The following is a 26,542-nucleotide window of genomic DNA, read 5'->3' as shown; positions in this document are numbered from 1 at the left end:
CGCTCCCTAAGGGCGAGGAGGCTACTTTTTCTTTATGCCCAAATTTACCAAAGAATTTCATACTTTGAATTATACGATCCGCGGATCGGAAAATATTTTGCTCTTTGCCCACACCCGACCTGACGGAGACACGGTCGGGTCTGCTTTGGCTTTGAAAGCATATATCGAATCCTTGGGGAAAAATGTCGACGTCGTTTGTTTTGATCCATTGCCGGAATATCTCAGCCCTTTTTCTTCAATTACTTTTATCCACCCTGACAATCTTGACCTTGCGAAATATAAATTAATCATTGCGACTGACAGTGTCGAGCGCGGTTTTGAAAAAGTTCTGCCGAAAATATCTCCCGATCAGGTCACTGCTATCATCGACCATCATCCAGACATCACGATCAAATGTGACATAACAATAGTTGATCCCGCTTTTTCCTCAGTCTGCGAAATGGTCTATGAATTTTTTATTGCTAACAATCTTCCCATCACCCGGGAAACTTCTACGTTCCTGATGCTTGGCATTATTGCCGACACTGGCGTCCTCCAGCATTCTAATACCACTTCTCACGTACTCGGTATCATCTCGGAACTGATGAAAAAAGGCGCGCCGATGGGAAAGATTATCAACGCCACTTTCAACAGCAAAAAAATTTCCACTTTAAAACTTTGGGGTCGCGCCTTTGAACGCGCACGCATCAACCAAGAAAACGGGATGATCACGTCAGTCCTCACCAAAGCGGACATCAAGGAGTTTGGCGCGACTACCGAAGACATCGCCCAAGTTGCAACAATTCTCAACACCGTTCCTGGCACAAAATTTTCCCTCGTCCTTTCCGAGCGTGATGACGGAATCATCAAAGGAAGCCTGCGAAGTGAAAAATACAAAGGCGTCAACGTTTCAACCCTCGCCGCCCAATTCGGCGGCGGCGGCCACGAACTAGCCTCCGGCTTTGAAATCAAAGGTAAAATTGTTGAGACGGAAAATGGGTGGAAGATTGAGTAATAGGTGTGTCATTCCCGCGACCGCGTGCCGCCTTAGCTTTAGCGGTGGAGCAAGGCGGGAATCCAGTTTCCACTAGTTACCAACTCTGGAAAATCGAAATACAAGTCCAGCAAGCTCTCAATTTCAGCTAGTCTTGAATTTCAATAATTCGTTTTATCTTTATTTTAAGCCTGAGGTGCCTGGATTCCCGCCTCCGCGGGAATGACACAAAGAAAACACTATCTGAACATAATTAATTTTTGTGCTAAAATAAAACTACACTAAAAATAGTCCAATTAACTATTATGAACATAGGCGCTCACGTCTCCATCGCTGGCGGAATAATCAATGCTCCCGAACGAGCCGCTGATTTAGGTTGTGAAGTGATGCAAATTTTCACCCGCTCCCCGCGCGGTGGCAAAGCGCCAGAACTGACGCCGGAAATCTGCGCGCAGTTCAAAATTCAAAATTCAAAATTCAAAATTCTTGCCACCTACATCCACACGCCATACTATATCAACTTCGCTTCATTGGATAACAAAATCCGCTACGGCTCAGTCCCAATCGTTCGCGACGAACTGGAGCGCGGAAGCCTCATCGGTGCGAAATATGTCATGACCCACCTCGGATCAGCCAAAGGCATGACTCACGACGAGTCGATCCAAAAAGTAATTGAGATGCTCAAAAAAACTTTGGAAAATTATTCCGGAAAAACTAAACTTCTTTTGGAAAACAGCGCCGGCGCGGGAGAAATTATCGGCAGTTCGCTCGCTGATCTCAAAACTATAATTGATGGAGTAAAAAGTAAAGCCATAGCCGGAATTTGCCTCGACACTCAACACTCTTTTGCTTCCGGTTATGACTGGCGAGATTTTGAGAAAACCCTTACGCGGATCGACCAAGAATTGGGTTTGAAAAAAATTAAACTTTTCCACGCCAACGACAGCTTGACTGATTTCGATTCCAAGCGTGACCGCCACGCCCATATTGGCGAAGGCAAAATTGGCGAAGCCGCATTTCAAAATATTGTCACATTCGCCAAAGAAAATAATACTGATATGATTTTAGAAACTGATCATGATAGAGTAATAGAAGATATTAAGCTCCTCAAAAAATTCAGAGGCTAAATTTTTTCAGATCAGTCCAACAAAAGACCGGCTCTTTACCAAAAAATAACATTAATTTAAGGAGGGATGCGCATGAACAATGCAACTGGCAGTGATTTAAACAATCGGAAAGATAAGCTGTCGGACACAGATTACTACGATATGCTATCAAAGGAGGAAAAAGAATTATTTGAAAGTAGTAATTTTAAAAAAGTAAGAAATTGGCTAAAATCACTTTATGGTATTCCCGCTGAATCCTGGATGGATTGGAAAATATTTGACCAAAAACGGCAAAAATCAGTTCCTGCAGTTCGCCGAAAGCCAGTCCCTATGCCTACATATAAAGATATACTGAAAGCGTATGCCAAGAAACGAGAAATGAGTGAGCTCCGGCGGCTAAAAAAATACGTCCGCACTGAATCGGGAAATGAGATTATTATGACCAAACTGTCTCGCGAACTTCACCCTAGAGAAGTAGCCCTTCATCAAAGCGGCGGTTGCACTTTCATTGGAAGCTGTGCAATTTTCGCAAGCAAAAACAAGATTTATTATTTCTCTTGCATCAACTGCCCCCAAGCAAAACACCTGAAAAAATAACCGGTGCCAGTCCCGCTTTGACTGGTTTTTTTATTCGCAATAAAAAACAGGAAAGCTTTGTTAAAAACTTTCATGCCTCGACCTATTTCTAACGAAGTGTCATCAACAGTTCACGAGTAGTCTCCAATTCCGTTTCGCAATCAAGGCACTTATACTCCAAATGAAAAACTGCTCCTCCGTAACTACCTCTCTCTAAAAATTCTCTTCTTTTTAACTCCAAGTTAAAAGAGCTGCATTTGGGGCAGCTCACCCCCTCCACCTTAGATGCTCGGCATCTAAGCTTTTTTTCAAAGAACTTCTCGATGTTCCTAAACATAAAACCTCCTTTCACACCTTCGCTCATTTATTTTTTATTATTTTGTATCCATTTTTTTATTTTTTGCAATATGAAAGTGAAATATGCCAAAAAAACAGCGCCGATTACAAAAAACAAACCTATTATTAGCAACTCATTTAATTCCATAAACACCTCCTTCTACACTTTTTAAGTGCATCCAAGTGAATTAAATTGTCAAACAACCTTCGATATCTGTGAAATTACAGCCTATACTATTTAAAAGATTTTATGTCATTTTTTAATAAAATTACTATACTAGACACAATCTAAGCTATTTTTTACCTAAATATAGACAAATTCTAGTCTCTATGCTAACCTATCCAAAACGACCCTTTCGCCGACAAAATATCTTTTACCATGGCTATTCTCAAAAAGCAACTGGAAAAACTCAACCTCTCGGAGCGTGAAGCTGATGTTTATGTCGAGCTTTTAGAATTGGGCGAAACGACTGTCGAGCAAATTTCTCGCAAATCCAAGATCAAACGCACAACCGTCTATGATGTAATCGAAGCACTAAAAGCCAAGGGTCTCATCGGAACAACAAAAAGAAAAAAACGCACGCTCTATTATGCCGAGGATCCGAGAATTTTGGAAAATCAGCTGGAAGAAAAGAAAACCGTGCTCAAGGGAATTCTTCCGCAACTACTCTCGCTGGCCAGCTGCATCGACAAAAAACCGGACGTGAAGTATTTTGAAGGTAGTGAAGGAATCAAAAATGTCTATCAAGACACCCTAAATTATCCCGGACAAGAAATCCTGATGTGGGGCACGACGGACGTCTTCACCTATTTTGATGAAAATTATATGTGGGATTATTATCTCAAAAAAAGAATTGAGAAAAAAATTTGGATGCGCGCTATTGGACAAAATCTGGGAGTTGTGCAAAAGATTCAGGCGGAGGATAAAAAGCACCTGCGAGAAACCCGCCTCTATGATTCCCGTGAACTATGCCTGGAAGTTGAGATAAACCTCTATGGCAAAAGAAAAATCGGCATTATGTCCTTCAAGGAAAACCTAGGCCTCATCATTGAAAGTGAAAAAATCTACATTACCCTAAAAACCATCTTTGAACTTAATTGGAGAATGTTGGATAATAGAAAATAAAAAAATAATATGCAAATCGCCATCACCTCCGACATTCACAATAACGAAGTCAACTTGGAAAAAGTTTTGCGTTATTGCGCCGAACAAAAAATTACCACGCTCATTTGTTGCGGAGACTTAGCCTCAAAAGAAGTGCTTGATCTCATGAATGATAATTTTGCAGGCGTTATTTATTACACTTTCGGTAATGCCGATTACACCGAACTGCGCGAGCTTGAATCAGTAGAAAAATATCGCCAGACTTTTTTATTCAAAAATTTCGGCGAAACTATAATTGAGAATAAGCAAATTGCCTTTGTCCATTTTCCCCGTGAAGCCAGAAGATTAGCGGAAACTGGAAAATATGCTTTTGTTTTTCATGGTCACACGCATAAACCTTGGGTCTCCTCCGTTGAAACTACGGCGGACCAAGGATCGATAAAATGTACAGTGCTCAATCCTGGCAATGTTGCGGGAGAAATCTATCCACCGACGTTTGCGGTGTGGAATACTGAAAATGATAATTTTAAACTATTGAGAATTCATGATTTGAAATAAATTAAAAATCAAAATGCAAATATCAAAATGACAATGTGAAATTCAAAATGCTTAAATTCCGAATTTTTTATTTTGATTTGTCATTTTGATTTTTGATTTTTACATTTTACATTTCTTCCATGTCAAACCAATCCAAACTCGAAAAACTAAACGCAGCAATGCTCGCCTGTTCCCAGTGCGCGCTAAGAAAAGGTTGCACCCAGGTCGTTCCCGGCGCAGGAAATGCCGATGCGAAAATTATGTTTATCGGTGAAGCACCCGGAAGAAAAGAAGATGAAACCGGAGTGCCTTTTGTCGGTGCCGCCGGAAAATTTCTCAATGAAATGCTCGAGACAATCAAGCTTAAACGCGAAGACGTCTACATCGCCAATGTCTGCAAATGCCGCCCACCGGAAAATCGCGACCCGCTCCCCGAAGAAGTCGCTGCTTGCTGGCCCTGGCTTTTGGAACAAATAAAAATTATCCAGCCCAAACTAATCGTCACGCTTGGCCGCCATTCGATGGAAAGATTTTTGCCTGGTTTTAAGATTTCCGAAGTTCACGGCAAAGCGATGAGAAAAGACATCGAAGGTATGGGCAAGCAGATTTTCTACACACTTTATCATCCTGCGGCGGCGCTCTATAATGGCGGAATGCGCGAAACGCTCATCAAAGATTTCAAACGGATTCCGAAAATTATTGCAAAAATTGAACAAGAAGAGAAAAAATAAATCGCCTCAGTGGCGATTTTTTGATGCTAAATTTACTGTGGGCGAGGAGGGACTCGAACCCTCATGGAGCAAGCTCCGCGACATTTTAAGTGTCGAGTGTATACCATTTCACCACTCGCCCAAAATTATTTTTTTCGATTCCGTCCTCTGTGTGTTGGTTTTAGGCTATGACAATTGGGACATAGCACGCGCAAGTTTTCCAATCGATTGTCTTTACTGTCACCATTAATGTGATCAAGTTCTAGCGGTAATCGTCCATCATCAGATACTTTATGCCAGCCGCATTCCTCACAACGCTTTGGCTTTAATTTTGCAAAAAATAATCTTTTCTTTAGCTTAAAACTTTGAAAGTCGGTGTTTTTCTTTAAAATCTCTTCTAATTTTCTTCGCGGCTTTCCAATTCCCCGCATCCCCTTGTTCCAGCCCTTTCCCGTAAAATGCTCCGTGTTTATTTTATATTCAGCTAAAAACTTTTTTATTTGGGAATAATTTCCACCAGCTTCTTTTAGTTTCAATCTTTTCAAAACCTGTCTAACGCTTGTGGATAATTTAACTGCTTTTTTCAATTCATTTTCTGTCCAACTTCTTTTTCTCATAATGGTATACTCGTTGATTAATATCACCTTATAAGTATACCACAATAGTAAATTTTATGGAAATTTGAGGTCCGGAGCAGATTCGCACTGCTGTACAGGGTTTTGCAGACCCTTGCCTAACTGCTCGGCCACCGGACCAATTTTTGACCACAGGTAAATACTACCAAGCTCAAGCCCTAAAGTCAATTATAACGCTCTATTTCTTCGCCATCTTCCAAAGCATATCAAAATGAGCCTTATAGGAATCACGAAATTCTTGATTGATGATTTCGATGAGAAAGATATCTTTGCCTGTCGCCATGAAAGTGATTCTGTCCGGCCAAATTGTCGTGGACACTGGATTGCTATTTTCATATGGCAAATAGCGAGACTCTCGCAATTTCGGATTGGTTTTTTCACCAAATTCTTCATTATCATTGCGCTCACTCTCACCCATCACCAGCTTTCCAACTATTTGCTTTTCAGTTTTTAGCTTATTATATGTCCCTCGAATAAAATCTTCCCCTAAAGAGTTCAAATGTCCTTTCACAGATACGCCCATAATATACGTCTCCGCTCCTTTGGGCATTTTTTTATAGACATATGTATAAAATTTTTGCGCACCGGCTTGGCCAGAATAGATGTTAATCTCGTTCTCGTGCCGGCTTTTTTTCATCTCGTGCTTGATGGTCCGCGCTAACCTTTCTGCTAAGGCTTCCTGCTTTCTCACATTTTCCACAATCACTTCCGGATCCACAATTTTATAGTGCTGAAACTTATTTTTCATCGTCTTCGCCACCATCCCGCGCTTTTCGAGCGCGTCAAGGGCGTTATAGGCAATCTGACGATGAATTTTGAGATCAGCAATCACGCCACCCACTTGTGTCTCGCCCAGTTTCATTAGGCTTTTGTATACTTTCACCTCATTCCAAGTCAGCCCCAAAGCTAATAGTTCTTGTTCCATAAGATTGATTTTTGTTAATAATTACATCCAGCGTTGGTTCAAGTCTCTGACTTGAACCTTTTATTTCTAACCAGCTAACTTTTCACCACAAATCCAAATAAGAACTAGGTAGTTCAGGTCAGGAGACACTGAACCGACAATGCAGTGAATTTTAAGCTTTTTACCCCGTCAACCATAAAGCGACACCCCAAGCCCAATTTCGCTTATCCTAGACCCATTATACATCAATTTCTTATTGTCGTCAACAATATTTTGTTGACACGTGTTGTTTTATCTGCTATGCTCCAGAGTCAAACTAAGAAATGGATTCTTGGGGAGATAAAAATTGTACATTATAAAAAGGACAATAAAATGATAAAAGTATTAATAGTCGAAGATCATCTTGCAACAGGTGAAAACATTGGATTTACTTGCGAAGAATTTGGTTGTGATGTCTATTGGGCGACAACTCTACTACAGGCATCATGTATAATCATACAACATAAATTCCAACTAATCATTTGGGACTTTAATCTTCCGGATGGAATCAGCATTGATCTTATTAAATTGGCAAGGGAAAAATTCCCTGAAGCGATCATGGTTGCTTCAAGTAGCAATCCCAACATTCGGGCATTGCAGCAAGCGGCCGGGTGTAACTTGTCCGCAGATCCTTCCAGCATAAGTGATTTTTTAAGGAAGGAAATACCGCGTTTGATTTGTTCGTTAAAGGCTGAGTAATCGAGTAGAAATAACTTTTAAAAAGAGATACTACTTGGGGAAGATATTTTCTAATTCTCCTGAAATTGTTCTTTCTTTAGGTTTCAAGGCGAGCCCGCAGATCATCGCATCCTGCTCGCCTTCTTTTCCCAGGTTTCAAAAAAGTTTTGAAATTTGAGATGAAAGAAAATTAACCAAAGGAGGTCAAAATGAAACCAAAGCACCTTAAAATCGAAAAGGATTTTTACGACGAAGCGTATCAGGATCCAGCGACACGGCTGGAGCGAGGATATGGTTGGGGAACAACTCCCAGCCCATCGATGGTTGCCCTTTTTGAAAAACATGTAAAAAGAATTTATTACGGAAATGTTCTGGATATCGGCATTGGAGCTGACGGGCGCAATGCCAAATATTTTCTAGAAAAAAATATTCCACTACTGGGGATTGATATCTCCGAAAACGCACTGAGAAATTGTTGCGAAACTATTGGTGGCTATCCAAGATTTTACCTTGAAAATTTAGACTTTACTTTACCCACAGCCCTTCTTGATAGCCACTTGAAATTAGATCTTGCATTTAGTCTTGTAATTGATTGGTCTGTAATGGATCATATCCGCAGAGCATACCTTCCAGCATACAAAGATAACATCTTAAGCTGTCTCAGATATGGCGGATATCTAATCAGCTCCCAATTCGCCGATCCATTGCCGGAAAAATTCAAGGTTCCAAAAGGTAAAGACTTCTGTCTGTGGGGAAAGCATTATATGCGCTGTTTCACAATCGAAAAACTCATCGCTGAATTTCCCGCCTTAAAAGTAATTGACTACATGGAAAATTGCCCGGAAGATGATGTTAATGGAATCAAAATTCATTCCGTACTTTTCCAAAAAGTCGCCTGATTTATTTAGACGCCGCGCCTCACTAAAATTCTTAACCTATCCCCAGAAAATCCCACCACTCCAAACCTTTTTGCTAAACATAGCAGAAAGGTTTTTTTATTTGAAAATTTGCATAAAAAAAGCACCCCGATTACTCGGAGTGCTCTTTTTAACTATTCAGTCACAATCTGGGCGACTAAGTTTCGTCTACCGAAAGCAAACGCTTGCGCTTTTGTTTCCATGTAGATATCAATCTTATTCCCCTTAATCGCACCTCCGCGATCTTGGCAGATGTAAGTCCCATAGCCTTCGATGTTGACCTTTGTTCCAAAAGCAAAGTTTTTTGGACAAGCGATTGTCTCATTTTCCTTTACCTTTTTTCCCGAAGCGGTAATTCCATCGCTTTTGCCACACTCATCTGCCGCAGCAGTATACGCTGAAGCATTGATAATGAATTTCCCTTCTGGAAGATTGCTATTATTAGGTACTTTTTTAGTTTCAATTACATTTTCTTCCTTTTTTACTTCCTCCACCTTCTTTTCTGCCATAACTTCCGCAGTTGGAGCAAGTTCCTCGGCCATACAGACATTTGTTTGTCCGATAGTCAAGATATTTTCTACGATATTGAAGTTTATTTTTGTTTGATTAGACTCATCAGCCTTCACCGTTTCTACCATCGTTCCAAAACTTAGGATGACAGCAAAACCAGCTAGAATGGCCAATTTCGTGCTAATACGCATACATAAACTTTAATTGTTAATTGCCAGTCAGGGATCTAGTTCCCCTTTTCAGACTGACCTACAATCTTAGCAAATAATGCCCAAAAAGTCAAGCATTATGGCGCTATTTTGGCTCTAATAAGCCATCGCATTTTAGCCATTTGCGTCTTATTGGCTTAAATAAGCCCTGCAAATCAAAAAAGCCCCAGGAAGGGCTCTGCTAATATCCCCTTCGCCCTTCGGGAGAAGGTGGCCGAAGGCCGGATGAGGGAAAGGGTTATATATTGAGAAAAAACTAGCTTTGTTTAGATTACTCTTAACATATAACCCTTGCCCTCACCTGTCACGTGCTCGTGACATCCTCTCCCGAAGGGCGAGGAGGAGTTTTTTATTTCTTTTTCTTCTTTCCCGCTTTTTTCTTGTCTTTCTCTTCTTGCTTTTTCTGCTCTTCAAGTTTTTTCAGCTCTTCTTCACTTAAAACCACTTTTTCGTCTTTATGAATAACACTATAGGCAGTAAAGCCCTCGTTGGGATAGCGTGAAAGTACCAGATCCATGAAACTGCGCCAGATCGGAGCGGCCACAAAGACGCCATCCGCGCCAGCGTGCATCGGACGCGAGTCATTGTTACCCGCCCAAACTCCGACAGCAATAGACGGCGTGAATCCAACCGTCCAAGCATCGCGAAAATCTTGCGATGTTCCCGTTTTAGCTGCAACCGTACGCCCGGGAATAAAAAGTGGGCTCCTCGCGCCAAATGTTGCCGAGCGCGCATCATTATCTGAAAGGATAGAGTCGATCTTCCTAGCTACCTCCACATCAATCACTTGCTTACTTTGAGCTTTATCAAAATATGATTGACCGTTATTATCCACGATTTCTAAGATAGAGTGCAGTGGATATTTTTTTCCCTCCGTCGCAAATACTCCAAAAACACCAACCATGTCGACCAATTTTACTTCCGCCCCACCGATCGCTAAAGATAGTCCATAGCGATTTCTATCATTTAAAGTGGTAATGCCGAGACGATGCGCCATATCAATCGCGCTATCAATCCCGACCAAAGAAAGTGTTTTGATGGCGGGAATATTCAGTGACATTGCTAATGTTTTTCGCATCGGCAACACGCCGTGAAATTTTCCGTCATAGTTTTGCGGGATGTAACTAATGCCTCCGCCATCCGGTCCAAAATTAGTCGGAGCGTCTAGGATTAATGTTTCCGGCTGATAACCTTTTTCAAAGGCCGTCGCATAGACAATTGGCTTGAATGAAGATCCAGGCTGACGCAGTCGTACTGCCACATTCACCTGACCATCGATTGATTGGTCAAAAAAATTACGGCTGCCGACCATTGTCAAAACTTCTCCGCTTTTTGGATCAACCGCCACCAGTGATGCATTTTCTGCGCCATAACTCAGATTTCTTTTCGCCCCGTCAGCTACCACTTTTTCCCCGATTCTTTGCAAGTCATAATCCAGAGTAGTAATAATTTTCAACCCGCCACGCTCCAAAAAGTCCCGACCATATTTTTCTTCCAATTGGCTAGTCACATAAAAAACAAAATGCGGCGCTAAAATCGGTTCACGAAAAGGTTCAATTTTCGCTAAGATATTAGTTTTTCTCGCCTGCTCAATCTCCACCGGATCGGCTGATTTCTGTTGAGCCATTTGATCCAAAATACCCCGATAGCGCGCGGTCAATTCACTGATATTATCTCCATACGGCGAATAGTAGGTCGGTGCTTTAGGCAACGCAGAAAGAAAAACCGCTTCGGAGAGATTAAGCTCCTTTGCTGATTTCCCCAAAAAAACTTCGGCGGCCGCTTCGATCCCATACGCATTAGAACCATAAGGGACTTGGTTGAGATAGCGGTCTAGTATTTCCTCTTTAGTAAAATTTTTCTCAATCTTAAAAGCGATCAGCGTCTCCATAAATTTCCGGCGCAAAGTTTTTTCCCGCGTCAGATAAACATTGCGCGCCAGTTGTTGCGTGATGGTTGAGCCGCCTTGAGAAACCTCGCCGTTTTTAGCATTGACTTTCATCGCGCGCAAGATCGACAAAATATCTACTCCAAAATGGGAATAGAAATTCTTATCCTCCGTCGCAATTGTCGCAATCCGCACCACATCCGGAATCTCAGCATGAGAGAGTACTTTGCGGTTCTCCTCACCGTGAATCTCATAAAGCACAGTTTTCCCCGTGCGATCATAGATAATTGAAGTTTGCGGCGGACGAAAACTGGATATTTCTGCTACGCTAGGTGTTTGATATTTATAGATAAAAAAAGTAGCAATGGCCGCGCCAAAAACAAACATGAAAATTGCGGTCATGACACCCAAAAAGACTTCTTTGCAATAATACCAAAGTGTGTAGTTCTTCATATCTCCTGTCAAAAAGTTCTTAGTTCTGGAGATAATCACCCCCATTTCCTTTCCACCATAGCACAGATGCGTCGAAGGTCAAAATTTGGCCAATATTAGACCATAAAACACAAAAAGCTCCAAGATATTTTGGGGCTTTTTGTATTGTCTTTTTTACGTAACAATTTTAAACTTAGACTTTAAATTTATTATTACTATTATTTCCAACTTTCAATAATACTCGCCACAGCTTTCGCAACATTTGCATTCCAATCATGCCCGGCGTCAACCTCAAGTAAACTAAAATTATTTGCCTTTAATATTTCAAAATTTTCTCTATCACAAAAATAATTATCAAATTTTCCTCGAATTATAATTATATTTTCCTTTGGAATCTGTTTCAGTTGTTTAAGAACGTCAACTCTTAGCAAAACTACCACTTGCCTAAAAGTGTGCCCCCAATATTTCGCGGGAACCGCTTTTTTAACCTTAAACCCTTCAAAAACAAGAAATCTTATCCAGTTTATGAAATGCATAAAAAAGTTTCTCTTTTTAACTAAGGGATTGATAAATATAAATTTACTGGCGCTGTTAACTTTTGATTTTAAAATAAAACTTGCACCCAAGCTATGCCCAATAAAAACTTTAGCGTCAGGGATGACTTCTATTTGACCAGTTATCCAAATATCCAAACCATCATATCCATAGTTTTTTACAATTTGGCCAGTCCCAGGCAATACGCATATCTCTTTTTTATCCATATTAATTCATAGTTAATAGCTAATGCTATTCTAGCATAAAAAATAAAAACCTCCTTTCTGGGGAGATTTCTATTTTATCTGAGCGGGTAGGGGGAATCGAACCCCCCTCCTCAGCTTGGAAGGCTGATATAATAGCCACTATACGACACCCGCCTTCGCCAAGCTGAAGCTCGGCTTCGGCGTGGTAAAACCCGCAGAAGTCGAGCGAAAGCTGGCTTCGTCCCGCCGCAGCATAGCTACGACAGGAAAGCCCGCGAACGGACTTTCAATTTTATGCAATCTGTGCCGAGTCCCGGGATTGAACCGGGGACACAAGGATTTTCCTTGTTATTTTTCTTGAGTTTCCCCAAGGATCGGACTATTTCATTATCCTTTTGCCAACTTAGCAAAATAGGATATTGGACGCTAATGCAAGATTATTGTTGGGACTCACTTGCTAGTCTCTACACTTTCTTCAAAACCTGAGGCCCTTTGAAGCTTAGCTCGAGATTACCGTTTCTAATAAAATTAGTTTTAGGCTTCCTCGAATTCATCCAATTTTCATCCCTGAATTACTTCAGAGCGGACCGAAAACCAGTCCTCTGCTCTACCACTGAGCTAACTCGGCACTGTGGACCCTATAGGACTCGAACCTATAACCCCCTCGGTGTAAACGAGGTGCTCTAGCCATTGAGCTAAGGATCCGCGCATACTATCGGTGCCTTCGGCGGGACTCGAACCCGCACGGCCTTGCGACCCATGCACCTCAAGCATGTGTGTATACCAATTCCACCACGAAGGCGCGAAAATTACTCCGCTTTTTTTTCTTCAACTTTTTCCACAGCTTTTTCTTCCACTTTTTCAGATGCCACTTCCGCTTTGACAGTCTCAACTTTTGGCTTATCTTTCTTGTTCACATCCTTGATATCCTTGTATTTCATACGACTCTGCTTTGTCGTGAGCGTTCGGATATAATACAGTTTTGCACGGCGCACTTTGGCCCGCTTCACAAGTTCGATCTTTTCCACATTCTTCGAGCCAACCGGGACAATCATTTCCACGCCGACATCATGCGTTACTTTTCGCACAGTGATTGTTGGAGAAGAGCTTTGTCCACCTTTGACAGCGATAACCAGACCTTCAAAAATTTGAGTACGCTCCTTGGCGCCTTCCTTAATTCTGAGAAATACCTTAACCACATCTCCACTGTGAAATTCTTGCTCGCTTTTCAGTGCTCGCTGAGATTTGTTGAATTCAATGATCTTCTTTTCCATACGATTATTATAGCAAATTATTACTTAAAATTAAAATAGGCCCCAAAAGCCTCTTATCCTTCCCTGAAAATCACACCTGGTGGTGTAATTTTTCGCTTTTTCATACTATCTCTTTTCCCCCTTTTAGTCAAGGAAATGGCCAAAATTCAAAAAATCCTCGGGTAAGGGAGAGCTAAATGCATAAGTATTGCCAAAAAGGGTAAATTCGATCGACTCGGCGTGCAGGAGCTGCCTTCTGGCAGAATCAAGACGGGCAATCCCGCGCAAAAAATACTTCTTATCCCCCACAATCGGGTGTCCGATGGAAGTTAAGTGTACGCGGATCTGATGCATCCGGCCGGTTTTGGGCGAAAGCTCCAAAAGAGCAAACCCATCTTTGGACGTCTTCAAAGTTCGATATCTCGTCATTGCCTCGCGAATTTTTGTCCTTGTTTTGTGTCCTGCCACCACTTGCCGGCGATAATCCGCCGAACGCGCCAATGGTTTTTCAATCACGCCCTCTGCTGGATCTGGCACGCCATAGACAATCGCTTGATATTTTTTCACGACCTCCTTGTCTTGAAATTGACGTTTCAACTCCAAGAATGTTTCCATATTTCTTGCGACCACAATCACTCCGCTCGTATCCTTATCCAACCGATGCACAATCCCCGGACGCAACTTTCCTTCTTTAGTATTCTCACGGACACTTTCAATTTCAGGAAATTGGGCAACAAGATAATTCACTAGCGTGTCCTCTTTTCTTGTATCGTCCGGATGCACCTGCATCCCGGCTGGTTTGTCAATCACGATAATATTTTCATCCGAAAAAATAATCGGCAATTCTTTTTTCTCTTTTGGCAAAATTATTTTCTCTTCGCTAAATTCAAAATCAAAAGTGATCACATCATTATTCTTGAGCACATAGCCAGATTTGACTTTATTTCTATTGACTAAAATTTTCTCCGCCTTGATCTGCCGAGAGATTTCACTGCGCGTAATTTTCCCATCAAAAAACTCCCCACTACTGAGGAATTTATCTAATCGCTCGCCCGAGCTGTCTTTTGTGATGATTATTTTTTGCATAACACTTGTGCCCAGAAGAGGACTCGAACCTCCAATCCCTTGCGAGAATCCCGCCCTGGCGGGACGCGTATCTTATTTGTGCCCAGAAGAGGACTCGAACCTCCAATCCCTTGCGAGAACCAGTTCCTAAGACTGGCGCGTATACCAATTCCGCCATCTGGGCATATTTGTTTTTCCTTTTCTGTGGGCGCGGAGAGACTCGAACTCTCAAGGACTTACGTCCACATGCTCCTGAAGCATGCGCGTATACCAATTCCGCCACGTGCCCGATATATGCACCAATTTATCATACGGTGTTATATCTTTTTTGGCAAATATCCATCTTGTCATTCCCGCGAAGGCGGGAATCCAGGTGCCACTAGTTTTAAACTCTAGAAAACCGAGCCACTAGTCTGATAAATTCTCTATTTTAGTAAGTCTTGAATTTTAATAATTCGTTTTTTCTTTATTTTAAACCTGAGGTGCCTGGATCCCCGACTTCTCGGGGATGACACACATTTTATTCCAAAAGCGCCTTGAGCCGTCTTACCTCCTCTTTCAGTGCTCCATCATTACCATATTCCCCATGATGCCGGGTATTCTCGCCATAAGTTTCTTTTTTCACATCCAGATGGATATTGATCAGCATATCCGCCCCATTCATTTTCACATACATATGGAACCGTGGATAACCAGCCGAAGCCAGTGGCCGCACAAAACTCATTTCATCACCTTCGTGCCTTTGGAATGAATATCCCAGTCGGCGCAAATTATTCACCGGATTACCTTCGACATTTTTGACTTCGATTTGCATAGGTTTAACTTAATTTTACAACAAATTAAATTTATATCCCCTTCTCCATTAGGGAGAAGGTGGCCGAAGGCCGGATGAGGGAAAGGGTGTTGTACTAAATAAAAACTAAATTAGTATAGTTTATTCATAATATACAGCCCTTGCCCTCACCTGTCACGTGCTCGTGACATCCTCTCCCGGAGGGCGAGGAGGAATTCATTTTTGATTCTTCGCCGCTATTATTGTATTTCGCATCAGCATCATTATCGTCATCGGACCAACTCCGCCCGGAACGGGAGTAATGCAACTAGTTTTATCACAAACGCGAATATAATCAACATCGCCGACTAATTTTCCCTCCTCGTTTCGATTGATTCCCACATCAATCACGACCGCATCCTGCTTTACCATCTCGGCGCAAATCAGCCCTGCGCGTCCCGTTGCTGAAATAAGAATATCCGCTTGTGCGCAAAGCTTTTGTAAGTTTTTTGTCTTAGAATTACAAACCGTCACTGTCGCGCCAAGATTGATGAGCATCACGGCGAGAGGTTTTCCCACAATATTACTCCGTCCCACAATCGTAACATTTTTTCCTTCAACCGAAATTTCACTTCGCTCGAGTAACTCTAAAATTCCCGCCGGCGTGCAAGGCAAAAACCGCGCGTCTCCAATCATCATACGCCCCACATTTTCCGGATGAAAACAATCAACATCTTTTTTCGGATCAATCAGATTAATTATTTTCTTCGCATCGATATTTTTCGGCAACGGTAATTGCACCAAAATTCCGTGAATCTTTTCATCCACATTATATTGCAAAATTATTTTTTCCAACTCTTCTTGCGAAGTTTCCGCAGACATTCTCACAACTTCAGAATTAATTCCAATCTCTTTCGCCACGCGTTCTTTATTTTTCACATACACCTGCGAGGCACTATCCTCCCCGGCCAAAATCACAACTAGTCCTGGCACAATCCCTTTTTCTCCCAAAGCCAAAACATCACTTTTCAGCTCCTCCTTAATTTCTTCCGCAATCTTTTTCCCGTCGATTATTTTTGTCATTATCTTCGTACCGCAGGAGCAGGTTTGCAACCTGGTCCGCATAGTTTACCATTTAGACAACATTTTTATTCGCCATTTATATACTAGTATAGCACACCTCAAAAACCACCCTTGCCAACCACACCAATTCAGTGATATAATATCCTCAGAATAAACTCCTCAGATTTATTTAGAATAATTAGGTCAATTAGTAATTAGAATAATTTAATCCCATGCCCACCCCACTCCCCGATCTTATTCGCCCGGAAAATCTCACTGATTTTTTCGGCCAAGAAAAACTCATTGGAAAAACTTCCTATCTTTTTCGCGCTATTAAAAGTGACGCCATTCCGTCGATGATCCTTTGGGGTCCGCCCGGATCAGGAAAAACCACGCTCGCCCACATCATTGCCACCGCCACCAAATCAGAATTCTTAAAAATCAGCGCTGTTTCCTCTGGCAAAAAAATCCTTTTGGAAATTATTGCGAAAGCCCAAGAGAATAAACTGCAAAATAAAAAAACGATTTTATTTATAGACGAAATTCATCGTTGGAATAAAGCCCAGCAAGATGCGCTTCTCCCTCATGTCGAAAACGGCACGATCACACTGATTGGAGCAACGACCGAGAATCCCAGCTTCGAAGTCAACTCCGCCTTAGTTTCTCGCACCCGTGTTTTTGTTTTGGAAAAACTGACCCCGACTGATTTGGAAAAAATAATTGAAAGGGCGTTGGAAAAAATCAAAGCAACAAAAAAAATTAAAATAGATTCTGACACAATAAAATTACTTGCCAATCTTTCTAATGGTGATGCGCGGATGGCGCTCAATACTCTCGAAGCTTGCGTCAACCAGACGGAAAACATCACTCCAAAACTAGTAAAAGAAGTTTTGCAAAAATCGCATCTGCTCTATGACAAGTCTGGAGAAGAACATTATAATATTATTTCCGCTCTGCACAAATCAATGCGCGGCGGAAACCCGGACGCTTCCGTCTATTGGCTGGCGCGGATGATTGAAGGCGGAGAAGATCCGCTCTATATCGCCCGACGCCTCGTACGTTTTGCCAGCGAAGACATTGGCCTTGCCAATAACACTGCCCTCCTTCTCGCCAATGCCGTTTTCGACGCTTGTCACAAGCTGGGCTACCCGGAATGTAATGTCCACCTCGCCCAATGCGTAATTTATCTCGCCAAATCCAAAAAGGACATCACTGCCTACGCTGCCTACAGCAAAGCCAAAAAAGACGTGGAAAAATTCGGCAATCTTCCCGTCCCGCTTCATTTGCGTAACGCGCCAACAAAACTAATGAAAGAATTAAATTATGGCAAAGGCTATAAATATACTCCGCTCGAGGATAGTCGTGAACAGAGTTATTTGCCGGAAGAATTAGGGGATTCTAAATATATATAAAACGTGATACCATTACATCAGTAAGAATCGTAAATAAGCGCTAAATGATGTCTAAAGTCTACACATCCAAAACTAAAAAACTCGGAAACGGTCTTTTTGCTAAGACTGATATTAAAAAAAATGAAATTATTTTCATAGTCAAGGGCACACTCGAAAAATGTCCATACTCGCCGAAAGATTCCCAGAAAGGTCAAAATTGGCTAGCAATAGAAAAAAATATTTGGCTAGCCCCTCTTGACAATAACCCTTGGGTTAATATCAATCACTCCTGTACGCCAAACGTAGGACTCAAAGGTCACGTCACCGTCGTCGCAATGAGAAATATCAAAAAATCTGAGCAACTTACAATCGACTATTCTACAACAGAAGACGATCCTAATTGGAAAATGAAATGTAACTGCGAGCAAAATAATTGTAGAAAAATAATCAGAAGCGCTCGCTTTTTGTCTCCAAAATTATTCAAAAAATATAAAAACTATATTCCACAATTTTTAAAAAGAGAGCGCGCAATAGCTAATAATGCTGACGAATTTGTGAAATAAATAAAAACCCTCGTCGGTTCAAGTCTCCGACTTGAATCTCTTATTTCTAATCAACTGGCTATATCTGCATAGTTTAACAAGAACAAGACGGTTCAGGTCAGCCTGCCTGCCGGTAGGCAGGGAGACACTGAACCGACAATAAAAAATAGAAGCGCTATCAACAGCGCTTCTGTTTTTTAATAACTCTCACTAAAATATTTTCCCTAAAACAACCCCTCAATCTCCCCGCTTTCCGAAACATCAATCTTTTCCGCCGCGGGCACTTTTGGCAGTCCCGGCATCGTCATTATTTCTCCTGCAATCGCGACAATAAATCCTGCGCCGTTGGAAATTCGCAGTTCGCGAATATTTAGCGTAAAACCTTTTGGTCTTCCCAGGAGCTTTGGGTCATCGGAAAAAGAATATTGGGTTTTGGCAATACAAATTGGCAACTTGTCCAATTTTTCTTTTTCCAGCTTTTCCATCTGCTTTTGCGCCTTGGCACTGAACTCCACGTTTTTTGCACCATAAATTTTTTGCGCGATAGTTTCGATCTTCACTTTGATATGTGACTGCTCCGAGTAGAGAACTTTAAAATTCGCTTTTTTCTTGGCCAGCGTTTCCAAAACAACTTTGGCCAAATCTTCTCCACCCGCTCCGCCTTTTTCCCAAACGTGAGAGAGCGCATAGGACGCACCAAGTTTTTTCACCATTTGCTCCAAGAGTTTTAATTCTTTTTGCGTGTCAGTTGGAAAAACGTTCACAGCAACCACGACCGGCACGCCGAATTTCTTCAAATTCTCGACATGCTTTTCCAAATTAGCAAAACCTTTTTTCAGATGAATCAAATTTGGCATCACCAGTGTTTCCTTTTCCATCCCACCAGAATATTTCAGCGCGCGCACTGTTGCCACAATCACTACTGCATCCGGTTTCAATCCTGCGACGCGACATTTGATATTGAAAAATTTCTCCGCTCCGAGATCCGCGCCAAAGCCTGCTTCGGTGATGAGATAATCTCCCAGTTTCAGTCCATAGCGTGTCGCCAAGATACTATTGCATCCGTGCGCAATATTGGCAAACGGTCCGCCGTGAATAATAGCCGGCGTGTGTTCCAATGTTTGCACCAAATTTGGTTTTAGGGCATCTTTCAAAATTGCAGTGAGTGCACCGACCACGTTGAGAGAACGCGCATAAACCGGTTCACCAGAAAATGTGTAAGCCACCAAAATATTTCCCAAACGTTTTTTGAGGTCAGCCAAATTTTCACTGAGGCATAAAATTGCCATAATCTCTGAAGCAACTGTGATGTTGAAATTTTCTTCCCGTGGCACACCTTGTGATTTTCCGCCCAAACCAACCACCGTGTTTCGCAACGTCCGGTCATTCAAATCCATCGCCCGTTTCCAAAGAATTTGGCGCGCATCAATTTGCAATTCATTACCTTGAAAAATATGATTATCAATAATGGCCGAGAGCAAATTGTTGGCCGTCGTAATGGCATGCAAATCACCTGTGAAATGCAAGTTAATTTCTTCCATCGGCATCACTTGCGAATATCCCCCACCCGCCGCACCACCCTTCACGCCCATGCACGGTCCTAATGATGGCTCACGCAAAGCCAACATCGTTTTTTTGCCGAGGCGACTGAACGCCATAGCGAGACCAATTGAAGTCGTCGTCTTTCCCTCGCCTGCCGGCGTCGGACTGATCGCTGTGACTAAAATTAATTTTCCGTCTTTTTGATTTTTAATCTTCTCCCACAGCGCTGGTTTTAGCTTCGCTTTGTATTCTCCATACAACTCCAGATCATTTTTTATGACGCCGATTTTCTCCGCCACACTTTCAATCGGTTCCATTTTCGATTCTTTGGCAATTTGGATGTCTGTTTTCATAAAATTATTTTAAAAAAAGTTAAGACCTACACAAACAAAAAATTCTTGGTTAGCTCGTAAATTTAATATATACTCCTCTCCCCTCGGGAGAGGATGTCCGAAGGACAGGTGAGGGCAAGGGTAATGCTAAAAAATAAAAATGTTCTGCGTAGGAAAGTAATAATTTTATCTAACGCCCTTTCCCTCATCCGGCCTTCGGCCACCTTCTCCCTAATGGAGAAGGGGCTATAAATAAAAATTCTACTCTTTTATAAACTTCTCCACTGCCTCGAATATCCCGTTCTCATCCAACTCCACCTCCGCCAAAATTTCTCCTCGTGTTCCGTGAGAGAGAAACTCATCCGGCAATCCTAGGTTTTTAATTTTAACACCAAGACCGGCTTTCGCAAAAAACTCATTCACTGCACTGCCCGCTCCACCCATAATCACATTATCCTCGACTGTTACAAAATATTGATGTGTCTGGGATAATTCCCGCAATAGTTCCTCGTCCAGTGGTTTCACGAAACGCATATCAACTAATGTTCCGTCAATTTTTTCCGCCGCATACTTGCTCCGACCCACCATTGTTCCAAACGCTAAGATAGCCACATTTTTTCCCTTTTTTACAATCTTAGCTTTTCCAATTTCAATTGACTGACTTTTCTTCCCGCCACAACCGCAAAGATTAGCACCCTTAGGATAACGCACCGCCGCCGGTCCAGAATAATTATAGCCCACTTCCAGCATTGCATAACATTCATGTTCATCGGATGGCGCCATCACAATCATATTCGGAACGATGCGCAAAAATGACAGATCAAAACTGCCCGCGTGCGTCGCCCCGTCCGGCCCAACGATTCCCGCGCGATCAATCGCTAAAAGCACATCGAGTTTAGGCAAAGCGATATCATGGATCAGCTGATCATAACCTCGTTGCAAAAAAGAAGAATAAATCGCCACAACCGGTTTTTTTCCTTGAAGCGCAAGCCCCGCCGCAAAAGTCAGCGCGTGTTGCTCGGCAATTCCCACATCAAAAAAACGATTGGGAAATTGCTCGCTAAATTTCAAAAGCCCCGATCCTCCGGTCATTGCCGGCGTGATTGCATGCAACTTGGAATCTTTTTTCGTTTTTTCGCAAATCCAATTGGCAAAAACGTCGGTGTAGGCGATATTTTTAGCGCAGCCATTTTTCTCCCCAGTCGCAGGATCAAAAGGAGTTGTCGCATGCAAAGAAAAAACATCTTTTTCCGCCGGAGCGTAACCCTTGCCTTTTTTTGTGATCACATGCAAAAAACGTGGCCCTTTCAGTTTTTTCAAATTTTCCAAAACTTCCAAAAGCATCTCTGTGTCATGCCCATCAATCGGTCCATAATATTTAAACCCCAATTCTTCAAACAGTGTCCCAGGAGTAATCACCCCACGCACTTGGATGCCGGCTTTGTGCACTAGCTTTTGTACGGTTGGCATGCCCTTTAAAACTTCCAATCCTTTATCGCGTAAATTAACATAGGACGGAGAAGAAATCAGCCGCGTCAAATATTTTTCCATTCCTCCAACGTTGGGTGAGATTGACATCTTATTATCATTCAACACCACCAAAATATCCGCCTTAATATCCCCCGCGTGATTGAGCGCTTCAAAGGCCATTCCCCCAGCCAAAGCCCCATCGCCAATCACAGCGACAACATGCGGCGCTTTTTTCTTATTACGATTTGCAACAGCCATTCCCGTTGCAAGACTAATTGATGTGCTGGTATGCCCCGTGTTCGAAGTATCATATTCGCTTTCCTCTCTTCGGGGAAAGGGAGCTAACCCTCCTTTTTTCCTGATCGTAGAAAGCCGGTCTTTTCTCCCGGTGAGAATCTTGTGTGCATAGGCCTGATGTCCAACATCCCAAATGAGCAAATCTTTCGGTGTGTCAAAAATATAATGCAACGCCACAGTCAATTCCACCACGCCCAAATTCGATCCGAAATGTCCCCCGCTCTGCGCCACACTTTCGATCAAATAATCACGAACTTCTTCGCAAAGCTTCGGCAATTTTCCCTTAGGCAATTTTCGTAAATCCGCCGGATAATTTACAACATCTAATATTTTCTTGCTTTTTTTATTCTTCATAACTTATCACAAGTAAACTTCATATTAAATGCCTAGAAAATCAGGACTTGCGCAATCGCCAAAAAGTTGTCCGCACGTGCATCTTTCTTGGCATAGAAAGCTTTTGGTAAACCAGCAGAAGAATCACCAAAATGAGGAAACGTCGCTTTTAGGATAGCTTTTCGGCGGTTGTGCAAGTCCGATCAATCAACAATAGTCTGATTAAACAATTTTATCAACCACCGCCAATAATTTTTTAACTACTATTTTATTTTTTCCCAACTCATCTACCAGCGCAACAATCTCCTCAGAATTTTCTGCCAGTTTCGGTTGCTTGCTCAAAAAAATACTGATTGATTTTATGGTTACTTTTTCTTCAACATACTTTGCCAAAATCGCATACCACAGCCCAAATGTTTTTCGATCAACTTTGATGTCAGGAGAAACTAACGGCGGATTACGAAAATAATTAGCCAGTTTTTCCCAGTTGTTATAGACATCATAAAGCAAGATATCTTCCAATAATTTCGCCGGACGACCGAATAATCCGCCAGTCTTTTCTAGTTCATAAAATCCGTTCTGATTGAGAATTTCTTCCCGCCGCATGTCGCAATAAAGATGAAATTTCCAACCAGCCTCAAACGAAGTCAGTCCGGAGAAATTCAGATCGAGCGGTTCAAATTTAAGATGAGTATCCTTACGTTTGATGCTCGGCTCGATCATCCGGATATCCGGGAAAACCGAACCCAACAAAAACTCATCCCGATTGATCTTATGATTATGGTTTATTTTTTCTTCATCCAAAAAAGCCTCGTCAGTTTTTCCATTCTCGATCTTGTCGAAATATTTTTTCGCATAAACGATATGCGCGATTTGAGATGCCATTGTTTTTTATTTTATTTTTTCCAAATCCTAGAGACAGCATGTCCAATATGGATTCCCGCAGCGAACTGATCATCTTCTTCATTATTATGGACAAATACCACTTTTGCCAGTTTAATCTTTCCCCCGCCTTCTTCAAAAAATAGCTTCTGATGACTGCTTTTAATTCCCATCTCAACAGGCCTAACTCCCTCCTTAAATTCAGATTGCCTAATCTCAAAACCGATTATATTCTCTTGCCAGTTTGGGTCAGCTCTCTTAAATTCAAGTATCCGCTCTGCCTCCTCGTCGGAAACAAAAAATATCTTATTTACTATCGGCTGATCATTGATCTTTCCATCTTCATCTCTCTTAAACCTCCAGGACTGCCCATCTTTTGAAACAAAATAGACTGATCCTTTTTCTGTTTCAAAAACTAATTTAAACTTTTCTTTTTCTATTTTCAGATTTTCCACGAATTCAGACATCATCCTCTGCCTCTTTTCTCGTAACTCTTTAGTACTTGCACCATTTTCATCCATTTCATCTTCAACTTGATGAATTTCATCCATCATTTTTTTCCTGAACTCATCCAGATCAACTTTTTCCAAAATATTATCCTTTCCCTCAAAGACAATGTTTTCCATAATTTCATCACTATACTTCTTATGAAACCTTGTGTTTTTTCTTGATCAACTCTTCTTCCTTTTTTTGTTCCTTCTTAATTTTCTCTTCCGCCATCTTACGCAAATCCTCCACCTTACTTTTCGCCAACTCCTTCGCCAGCACGATCAGTTTTTCTTTAACATTCCGCGCAGGATCATCAATCACCTGCGAAAGTAGCACAGCCAAAATCGCCCCGATTTTTGGTCCTGGTTCTACGCCCAATTCGGACATTAAATCATTGCCATTCAATTTCAGTTGTTTCACGGAAATCGGATCATGCGAAACTTTTTCTACCATAAACTGAAAATGTCGCAATTTATAGGGCACGGCTTTTGGCACACCGCTCCCCAGCCTATCAGAAATTCTTACATCGATCAGATCCATAATATTTTCCAAGCCAACCTTTTGCACCACACGCCGCACACCAGACTCACCGACTTCATCGACGTTGTAATAAAACATATGATTGCGCACGAGTAGTGTCACTTTATCAATCACACGCCGCGAAAATCGTAGACGTTCTAAAATATTTTTCGTCATCCGCTCGCCGATATATTCATGGTTATAAAACGTCGCATTTTCTCCTTCGCCTCTTTTCGATTTTGGTTTTCCCACATCGTGGAGCAGTGCCGCCAACCGCACTTCCAATTTTGGCGACGGACATTTTTCCAAAGACGCCACCAGATGCTTGTAGACCGTATTATACGGTCCATAATAATGATGATGACTTTGTGTCACACCAATGCCGCTTTCAACTTCTGGCAAAATTATTTTTAAAATTCCTGTTTCTTGCAAAAGTTCAATACCTCGCGCCGGCGTTGATGATAAAATAATTTTTGCAAATTCATCCCGGATCCGCTCCGGTGAAATATGTTTCAGATTCTCTGCATTCTTTTGAATTGCCGCAAAAGTTTTTTCCTCAATCGCAAAACCCAGCGTCACCGAAAACCGAATCGCCCGCATCATCCGCAAAGCATCTTCATCAAATCGCGCGTTAGCATCCCCCACCGCCCGGATCAATTTATTTTCCAAATCCTCTATCCCTGAAAATAAATCCACTATTTTAAATTCAGCACCGGTCACTTTTTCGACAAGGCCTGTTTGTTTCTTGCCTGCCTGCCGAAGCTTTAGCGTAGGAGGGTTTCTTTTCTCTTGCTTGCCCGCCGAAGCTTTAGCGTAGGAGAGTTTCTTGAAATTTATTGCCAACGCATTAATCGTAAAATCACGCCTAGACAAATCCTCTTCCAATGTCTTAGCAAATTTCACCTCATCCGGATGCCGTTTGTCGGAATATTTCGACTCGATCCGATACGTCGTCACTTCAACCACTTCCACAACTACACCAATATCCCCTTTAGTAGTTTTCGTAGATTCGGATTCGTTTCGTAGTTTCGAATCGGTTCTGATTTTAACCCCCACCGTCCCAAACTCATTTTCATAGACGCTATCCGGAAACAGCTCTTGCACCTCTTCTGGCCTGGCATTGGTCGCCACATCCCAGTCTTTCGGCTCCGCGCCCAATAGCAAATCCCGCACGCATCCGCCCACGACATTCGCTTCAAATCCCGCCTCTTCCAGCTTTTTCATCACCGAAAGAATATGCACAGGCACATCAAATTTGACCAATTTTTCCTTTTTCATATTCACCATTCTAGCAAAATATTTCCGAAATAGCGAATATTCCTACCCCACCCATGTCGCCGGCTTATCAAACCTACCTTCTACCGATTTCCAAACCAATTCAAAAATCTCCTTCACGGCCACCGCGAATTTCGGCGACTCAATAATCAGCGTCTCCACGCTCTCAAACAGAAAAATCCGCACAAACTGATTATCACAAGACTCGATAGAAATCTTCGAGCCATAGACATCACGTGGCAAAAATTTCAAATTCATCGCACCCGCCCCCTCTCCAAAAAACTTAGCATAAGGCAAAAGATCCGGCGCATCCACCGTAATTCCGCGCACCGGCGTGTTATGTTTGGCGCGATATTCATTCCATTCCACGAAATATTCCGTCACTTCAGAGGTTGAATCCTCATTGGAAGCAAAAAAGCCCACAATTTCCTTGCCGTGCAGTTCTTTCTGGCGATACGCATAAGCCTGATGCAAGCCATCGATCCCCTCAAAATACAAAATACTCGATTTTTCTGCCACGTTTTTCTGGTAAGAGCGCAGTTCAGGCAAAATCTTCCGCGCCGCTGCCAACTGCTCCTCTTTCTCCTCAAAGAAAGCATCGGGGTTTTTGGCAATATAGCGCTTCTTTTCCTCCCCAGGAATATGCACGATCAAGCCCTTTGCCACTAATTCTTCTGCAATCACATAGGCCGTTGGCCGCTTAATCCCCGATTTTTTGGCAATTTGATAGGGCGTCGCCGAGCCGATTTGAAGCAGTGCCAAATATACCAGCACCTCTTTTTCGCTTAAACCTAGATTTTTTAGCGGTTCGATCAAATGTTCCATAATAGCCCTATTTATTGCTTATGACCCAATTCTAGCACGATTTAGCACTATAGTCAACGTTTTTGACAACTATTTAAGGCCACAAGTGTTTATTGGCTTTTTTTAAGCTTTTTTTAACTATTTTTAGCTCATTATTTCCTCTATTTTTAGGCATATTTATTGACGATTAGTTAAAATCGGTGTATACTACGTTGTTAG

Annotated in this window: 25 protein-coding genes and 7 tRNA genes; 10 read left to right on the top strand and 22 right to left on the bottom strand. The window is 42.0% G+C overall.

Annotation, left to right across the window (positions count from 1 at the left end; genetic code table 11):
- Positions 1-34: 34 nt before the first annotated feature.
- The 6 genes from WC848_02345 (at position 35) to WC848_02320 (ending at position 5,364) form a co-directional block, all read left to right on the top strand.
- On the top strand, positions 35-994 hold the full coding sequence (locus WC848_02345) for a bifunctional oligoribonuclease/PAP phosphatase NrnA (GenBank protein ID MFA5961494.1): 960 nt from the start codon (positions 35-37) through the stop codon (positions 992-994).
- 284 nt (positions 995-1,278) lie between these two features.
- Positions 1,279-2,100 carry a deoxyribonuclease IV gene (locus WC848_02340; GenBank protein MFA5961493.1) on the top strand — a complete coding sequence of 274 codons (822 nt, stop codon included), beginning with the start codon at positions 1,279-1,281 and terminating at the stop codon, positions 2,098-2,100.
- Positions 2,101-2,166: 66 nt separating this feature from the next.
- Complete coding sequence (locus WC848_02335) at positions 2,167-2,676, top strand: hypothetical protein (GenBank protein ID MFA5961492.1); 510 nt, start codon at positions 2,167-2,169, stop codon at positions 2,674-2,676.
- A gap of 694 nt (positions 2,677-3,370) precedes the next feature.
- Complete coding sequence (locus WC848_02330; protein ID MFA5961491.1) at positions 3,371-4,117, top strand: helix-turn-helix domain-containing protein; 747 nt, start codon at positions 3,371-3,373, stop codon at positions 4,115-4,117.
- 9 nt (positions 4,118-4,126) lie between these two features.
- Complete coding sequence (locus WC848_02325; protein ID MFA5961490.1) at positions 4,127-4,654, top strand: YfcE family phosphodiesterase; 528 nt, start codon at positions 4,127-4,129, stop codon at positions 4,652-4,654.
- A gap of 158 nt (positions 4,655-4,812) precedes the next feature.
- On the top strand, positions 4,813-5,364 hold the full coding sequence (locus WC848_02320; GenBank protein MFA5961489.1) for a uracil-DNA glycosylase: 552 nt from the start codon (positions 4,813-4,815) through the stop codon (positions 5,362-5,364).
- A 38-nt stretch (positions 5,365-5,402) separates the two neighbouring features.
- Here WC848_02320 and WC848_02315 read toward each other — a convergent pair.
- The 4 genes from WC848_02315 to WC848_02300 form a co-directional block, all read right to left on the bottom strand.
- Positions 5,403-5,485 (bottom strand) — tRNA-Leu (locus WC848_02315).
- 4 nt (positions 5,486-5,489) lie between these two features.
- Positions 5,490-5,960, bottom strand: a complete 471-nt coding sequence (locus WC848_02310; GenBank protein MFA5961488.1) for an HNH endonuclease signature motif containing protein — start codon at positions 5,958-5,960, stop codon at positions 5,490-5,492.
- Positions 5,961-6,027: 67 nt separating this feature from the next.
- A tRNA-Cys gene (locus WC848_02305) sits at positions 6,028-6,098 on the bottom strand.
- Between the two features lie 58 nt (positions 6,099-6,156).
- Positions 6,157-6,903: a helix-turn-helix domain-containing protein gene (locus tag WC848_02300; GenBank protein MFA5961487.1), complete on the bottom strand. Its 747-nt coding sequence runs from the start codon at positions 6,901-6,903 to the stop codon at positions 6,157-6,159.
- Positions 6,904-7,254: 351 nt separating this feature from the next.
- On the opposite strand from WC848_02300, the gene WC848_02295 reads away from it, so the two are divergent.
- Both WC848_02295 and WC848_02290 read left to right on the top strand, forming a co-directional pair.
- Positions 7,255-7,620 carry a response regulator gene (locus tag WC848_02295; GenBank protein MFA5961486.1) on the top strand — a complete coding sequence of 122 codons (366 nt, stop codon included), beginning with the start codon at positions 7,255-7,257 and terminating at the stop codon, positions 7,618-7,620.
- 188 nt (positions 7,621-7,808) lie between these two features.
- Positions 7,809-8,498: a class I SAM-dependent methyltransferase gene (locus tag WC848_02290; protein MFA5961485.1), complete on the top strand. Its 690-nt coding sequence runs from the start codon at positions 7,809-7,811 to the stop codon at positions 8,496-8,498.
- A gap of 152 nt (positions 8,499-8,650) precedes the next feature.
- On the opposite strand, the gene WC848_02285 is transcribed toward WC848_02290, so the two are convergent.
- From WC848_02285 to WC848_02230, 12 genes are all read right to left on the bottom strand, one after another.
- Complete coding sequence (locus tag WC848_02285) at positions 8,651-9,217, bottom strand: 3D domain-containing protein (GenBank protein MFA5961484.1); 567 nt, start codon at positions 9,215-9,217, stop codon at positions 8,651-8,653.
- Positions 9,218-9,584: 367 nt separating this feature from the next.
- Positions 9,585-11,576: a transglycosylase domain-containing protein gene (locus WC848_02280; GenBank protein MFA5961483.1), complete on the bottom strand. Its 1,992-nt coding sequence runs from the start codon at positions 11,574-11,576 to the stop codon at positions 9,585-9,587.
- A 197-nt stretch (positions 11,577-11,773) separates the two neighbouring features.
- Complete coding sequence (locus WC848_02275) at positions 11,774-12,316, bottom strand: hypothetical protein (GenBank protein MFA5961482.1); 543 nt, start codon at positions 12,314-12,316, stop codon at positions 11,774-11,776.
- Positions 12,317-12,397: 81 nt separating this feature from the next.
- Positions 12,398-12,469 (bottom strand) — tRNA-Gly (locus WC848_02270).
- Positions 12,470-12,927: 458 nt separating this feature from the next.
- Positions 12,928-13,000, bottom strand: a tRNA-Val gene (locus tag WC848_02265).
- A gap of 14 nt (positions 13,001-13,014) precedes the next feature.
- Positions 13,015-13,097 (bottom strand) — tRNA-Leu (locus tag WC848_02260).
- 7 nt (positions 13,098-13,104) lie between these two features.
- The gene (gene rplS / locus WC848_02255; GenBank protein ID MFA5961481.1) at positions 13,105-13,569 is read right to left on the bottom strand and encodes a 50S ribosomal protein L19; all 465 of its coding nucleotides are present in this window, start codon (positions 13,567-13,569) and stop codon (positions 13,105-13,107) included.
- A gap of 123 nt (positions 13,570-13,692) precedes the next feature.
- The gene (locus WC848_02250) at positions 13,693-14,634 is read right to left on the bottom strand and encodes an RluA family pseudouridine synthase (protein MFA5961480.1); all 942 of its coding nucleotides are present in this window, start codon (positions 14,632-14,634) and stop codon (positions 13,693-13,695) included.
- Between the two features lie 79 nt (positions 14,635-14,713).
- Positions 14,714-14,797: transfer RNA gene (locus tag WC848_02245), tRNA-Leu, on the bottom strand.
- Positions 14,798-14,818: 21 nt separating this feature from the next.
- A tRNA-Leu gene (locus tag WC848_02240) sits at positions 14,819-14,902 on the bottom strand.
- 231 nt (positions 14,903-15,133) lie between these two features.
- Positions 15,134-15,427 (bottom strand): hypothetical protein, encoded by a 294-nt coding sequence (locus tag WC848_02235; protein ID MFA5961479.1) that lies wholly within the window; start codon positions 15,425-15,427, stop codon positions 15,134-15,136.
- A 195-nt stretch (positions 15,428-15,622) separates the two neighbouring features.
- Entirely contained in the window at positions 15,623-16,468 is an 846-nt protein-coding gene (locus WC848_02230) for a tetrahydrofolate dehydrogenase/cyclohydrolase catalytic domain-containing protein (protein MFA5961478.1), read from the bottom strand.
- Between the two features lie 212 nt (positions 16,469-16,680).
- On the opposite strand from WC848_02230, the gene WC848_02225 reads away from it, so the two are divergent.
- Together WC848_02225 and WC848_02220 are read left to right on the top strand one after the other, a co-directional pair.
- Positions 16,681-17,859: a replication-associated recombination protein A gene (locus WC848_02225; protein MFA5961477.1), complete on the top strand. Its 1,179-nt coding sequence runs from the start codon at positions 16,681-16,683 to the stop codon at positions 17,857-17,859.
- Positions 17,860-17,903: 44 nt separating this feature from the next.
- A complete protein-coding gene (locus WC848_02220) occupies positions 17,904-18,401 on the top strand; it encodes an SET domain-containing protein (protein MFA5961476.1) in 498 nt (165 codons plus the stop codon).
- A gap of 203 nt (positions 18,402-18,604) precedes the next feature.
- Here WC848_02220 and WC848_02215 read toward each other — a convergent pair whose 3' ends face one another.
- The 6 genes from WC848_02215 to WC848_02190 form a co-directional block, all read right to left on the bottom strand.
- Positions 18,605-20,275 (bottom strand): formate--tetrahydrofolate ligase, encoded by a 1,671-nt coding sequence (locus WC848_02215; GenBank protein ID MFA5961475.1) that lies wholly within the window; start codon positions 20,273-20,275, stop codon positions 18,605-18,607.
- Positions 20,276-20,515: 240 nt separating this feature from the next.
- Positions 20,516-22,375, bottom strand: coding sequence for a 1-deoxy-D-xylulose-5-phosphate synthase (gene dxs, locus WC848_02210; GenBank protein ID MFA5961474.1), 1,860 nt, complete (start codon positions 22,373-22,375; stop codon positions 20,516-20,518).
- Positions 22,376-22,576: 201 nt separating this feature from the next.
- Positions 22,577-23,239: a hypothetical protein gene (locus WC848_02205; GenBank protein ID MFA5961473.1), complete on the bottom strand. Its 663-nt coding sequence runs from the start codon at positions 23,237-23,239 to the stop codon at positions 22,577-22,579.
- Between the two features lie 11 nt (positions 23,240-23,250).
- Entirely contained in the window at positions 23,251-23,862 is a 612-nt protein-coding gene (locus WC848_02200; GenBank protein MFA5961472.1) for a hypothetical protein, read from the bottom strand.
- Between the two features lie 19 nt (positions 23,863-23,881).
- On the bottom strand, positions 23,882-25,522 hold the full coding sequence (locus WC848_02195) for a CCA tRNA nucleotidyltransferase (protein MFA5961471.1): 1,641 nt from the start codon (positions 25,520-25,522) through the stop codon (positions 23,882-23,884).
- A gap of 42 nt (positions 25,523-25,564) precedes the next feature.
- A complete protein-coding gene (locus WC848_02190; GenBank protein ID MFA5961470.1) occupies positions 25,565-26,344 on the bottom strand; it encodes a helix-turn-helix domain-containing protein in 780 nt (259 codons plus the stop codon).
- Positions 26,345-26,542: the final 198 nt, after the last annotated feature.

The organism is Parcubacteria group bacterium (assembly GCA_041659505.1).
In the GTDB taxonomy this organism is placed as follows: domain Bacteria; phylum Patescibacteriota; class Minisyncoccia; order Moranbacterales; family UBA2206; genus UBA9630.
The sequence above is the reverse complement of the archived record's forward strand: the minus strand, read 5'-3'. Positions and strand labels throughout refer to the sequence as shown.

Bases quoted from the DNA above. Each gene is read 5' to 3' on its own strand.
- WC848_02235 (MFA5961479.1), bottom strand. From the start codon at position 15,427: ATGCAAATCGAAGTCAAAAATGTCGAAGGTAATCCGGTGAATAATTTG.
- WC848_02285 (MFA5961484.1), bottom strand. From the start codon at position 9,217: ATGCGTATTAGCACGAAATTGGCCATTCTAGCTGGTTTTGCTGTCATC.
- WC848_02215 (MFA5961475.1), bottom strand. From the start codon at position 20,275: ATGAAAACAGACATCCAAATTGCCAAAGAATCGAAAATGGAACCGATT.
- rplS (MFA5961481.1), bottom strand. From the start codon at position 13,569: ATGGAAAAGAAGATCATTGAATTCAACAAATCTCAGCGAGCACTGAAA.
- WC848_02195 (MFA5961471.1), bottom strand. From the start codon at position 25,522: ATGAAAAAGGAAAAATTGGTCAAATTTGATGTGCCTGTGCATATTCTT.
- WC848_02320 (MFA5961489.1), top strand. From the start codon at position 4,813: ATGCTCGCCTGTTCCCAGTGCGCGCTAAGAAAAGGTTGCACCCAGGTC.
- WC848_02325 (MFA5961490.1), top strand. From the start codon at position 4,127: ATGCAAATCGCCATCACCTCCGACATTCACAATAACGAAGTCAACTTG.
- WC848_02295 (MFA5961486.1), top strand. From the start codon at position 7,255: ATGATAAAAGTATTAATAGTCGAAGATCATCTTGCAACAGGTGAAAAC.
- WC848_02230 (MFA5961478.1), bottom strand. From the start codon at position 16,468: ATGACAAAAATAATCGACGGGAAAAAGATTGCGGAAGAAATTAAGGAG.
- WC848_02275 (MFA5961482.1), bottom strand. From the start codon at position 12,316: ATGGATAAAAAAGAGATATGCGTATTGCCTGGGACTGGCCAAATTGTA.
- WC848_02280 (MFA5961483.1), bottom strand. From the start codon at position 11,576: ATGAAGAACTACACACTTTGGTATTATTGCAAAGAAGTCTTTTTGGGT.
- WC848_02250 (MFA5961480.1), bottom strand. From the start codon at position 14,634: ATGCAAAAAATAATCATCACAAAAGACAGCTCGGGCGAGCGATTAGAT.
- WC848_02310 (MFA5961488.1), bottom strand. From the start codon at position 5,960: ATGAGAAAAAGAAGTTGGACAGAAAATGAATTGAAAAAAGCAGTTAAA.
- WC848_02190 (MFA5961470.1), bottom strand. From the start codon at position 26,344: ATGGAACATTTGATCGAACCGCTAAAAAATCTAGGTTTAAGCGAAAAA.
- WC848_02340 (MFA5961493.1), top strand. From the start codon at position 1,279: ATGAACATAGGCGCTCACGTCTCCATCGCTGGCGGAATAATCAATGCT.
- WC848_02300 (MFA5961487.1), bottom strand. From the start codon at position 6,903: ATGGAACAAGAACTATTAGCTTTGGGGCTGACTTGGAATGAGGTGAAA.
- WC848_02335 (MFA5961492.1), top strand. From the start codon at position 2,167: ATGCGCATGAACAATGCAACTGGCAGTGATTTAAACAATCGGAAAGAT.
- WC848_02200 (MFA5961472.1), bottom strand. From the start codon at position 23,862: ATGGAAAACATTGTCTTTGAGGGAAAGGATAATATTTTGGAAAAAGTT.
- WC848_02225 (MFA5961477.1), top strand. From the start codon at position 16,681: ATGCCCACCCCACTCCCCGATCTTATTCGCCCGGAAAATCTCACTGAT.
- dxs (MFA5961474.1), bottom strand. From the start codon at position 22,375: ATGAAGAATAAAAAAAGCAAGAAAATATTAGATGTTGTAAATTATCCG.
- WC848_02205 (MFA5961473.1), bottom strand. From the start codon at position 23,239: ATGGCATCTCAAATCGCGCATATCGTTTATGCGAAAAAATATTTCGAC.
- WC848_02290 (MFA5961485.1), top strand. From the start codon at position 7,809: ATGAAACCAAAGCACCTTAAAATCGAAAAGGATTTTTACGACGAAGCG.
- WC848_02345 (MFA5961494.1), top strand. From the start codon at position 35: ATGCCCAAATTTACCAAAGAATTTCATACTTTGAATTATACGATCCGC.
- WC848_02220 (MFA5961476.1), top strand. From the start codon at position 17,904: ATGATGTCTAAAGTCTACACATCCAAAACTAAAAAACTCGGAAACGGT.
- WC848_02330 (MFA5961491.1), top strand. From the start codon at position 3,371: ATGGCTATTCTCAAAAAGCAACTGGAAAAACTCAACCTCTCGGAGCGT.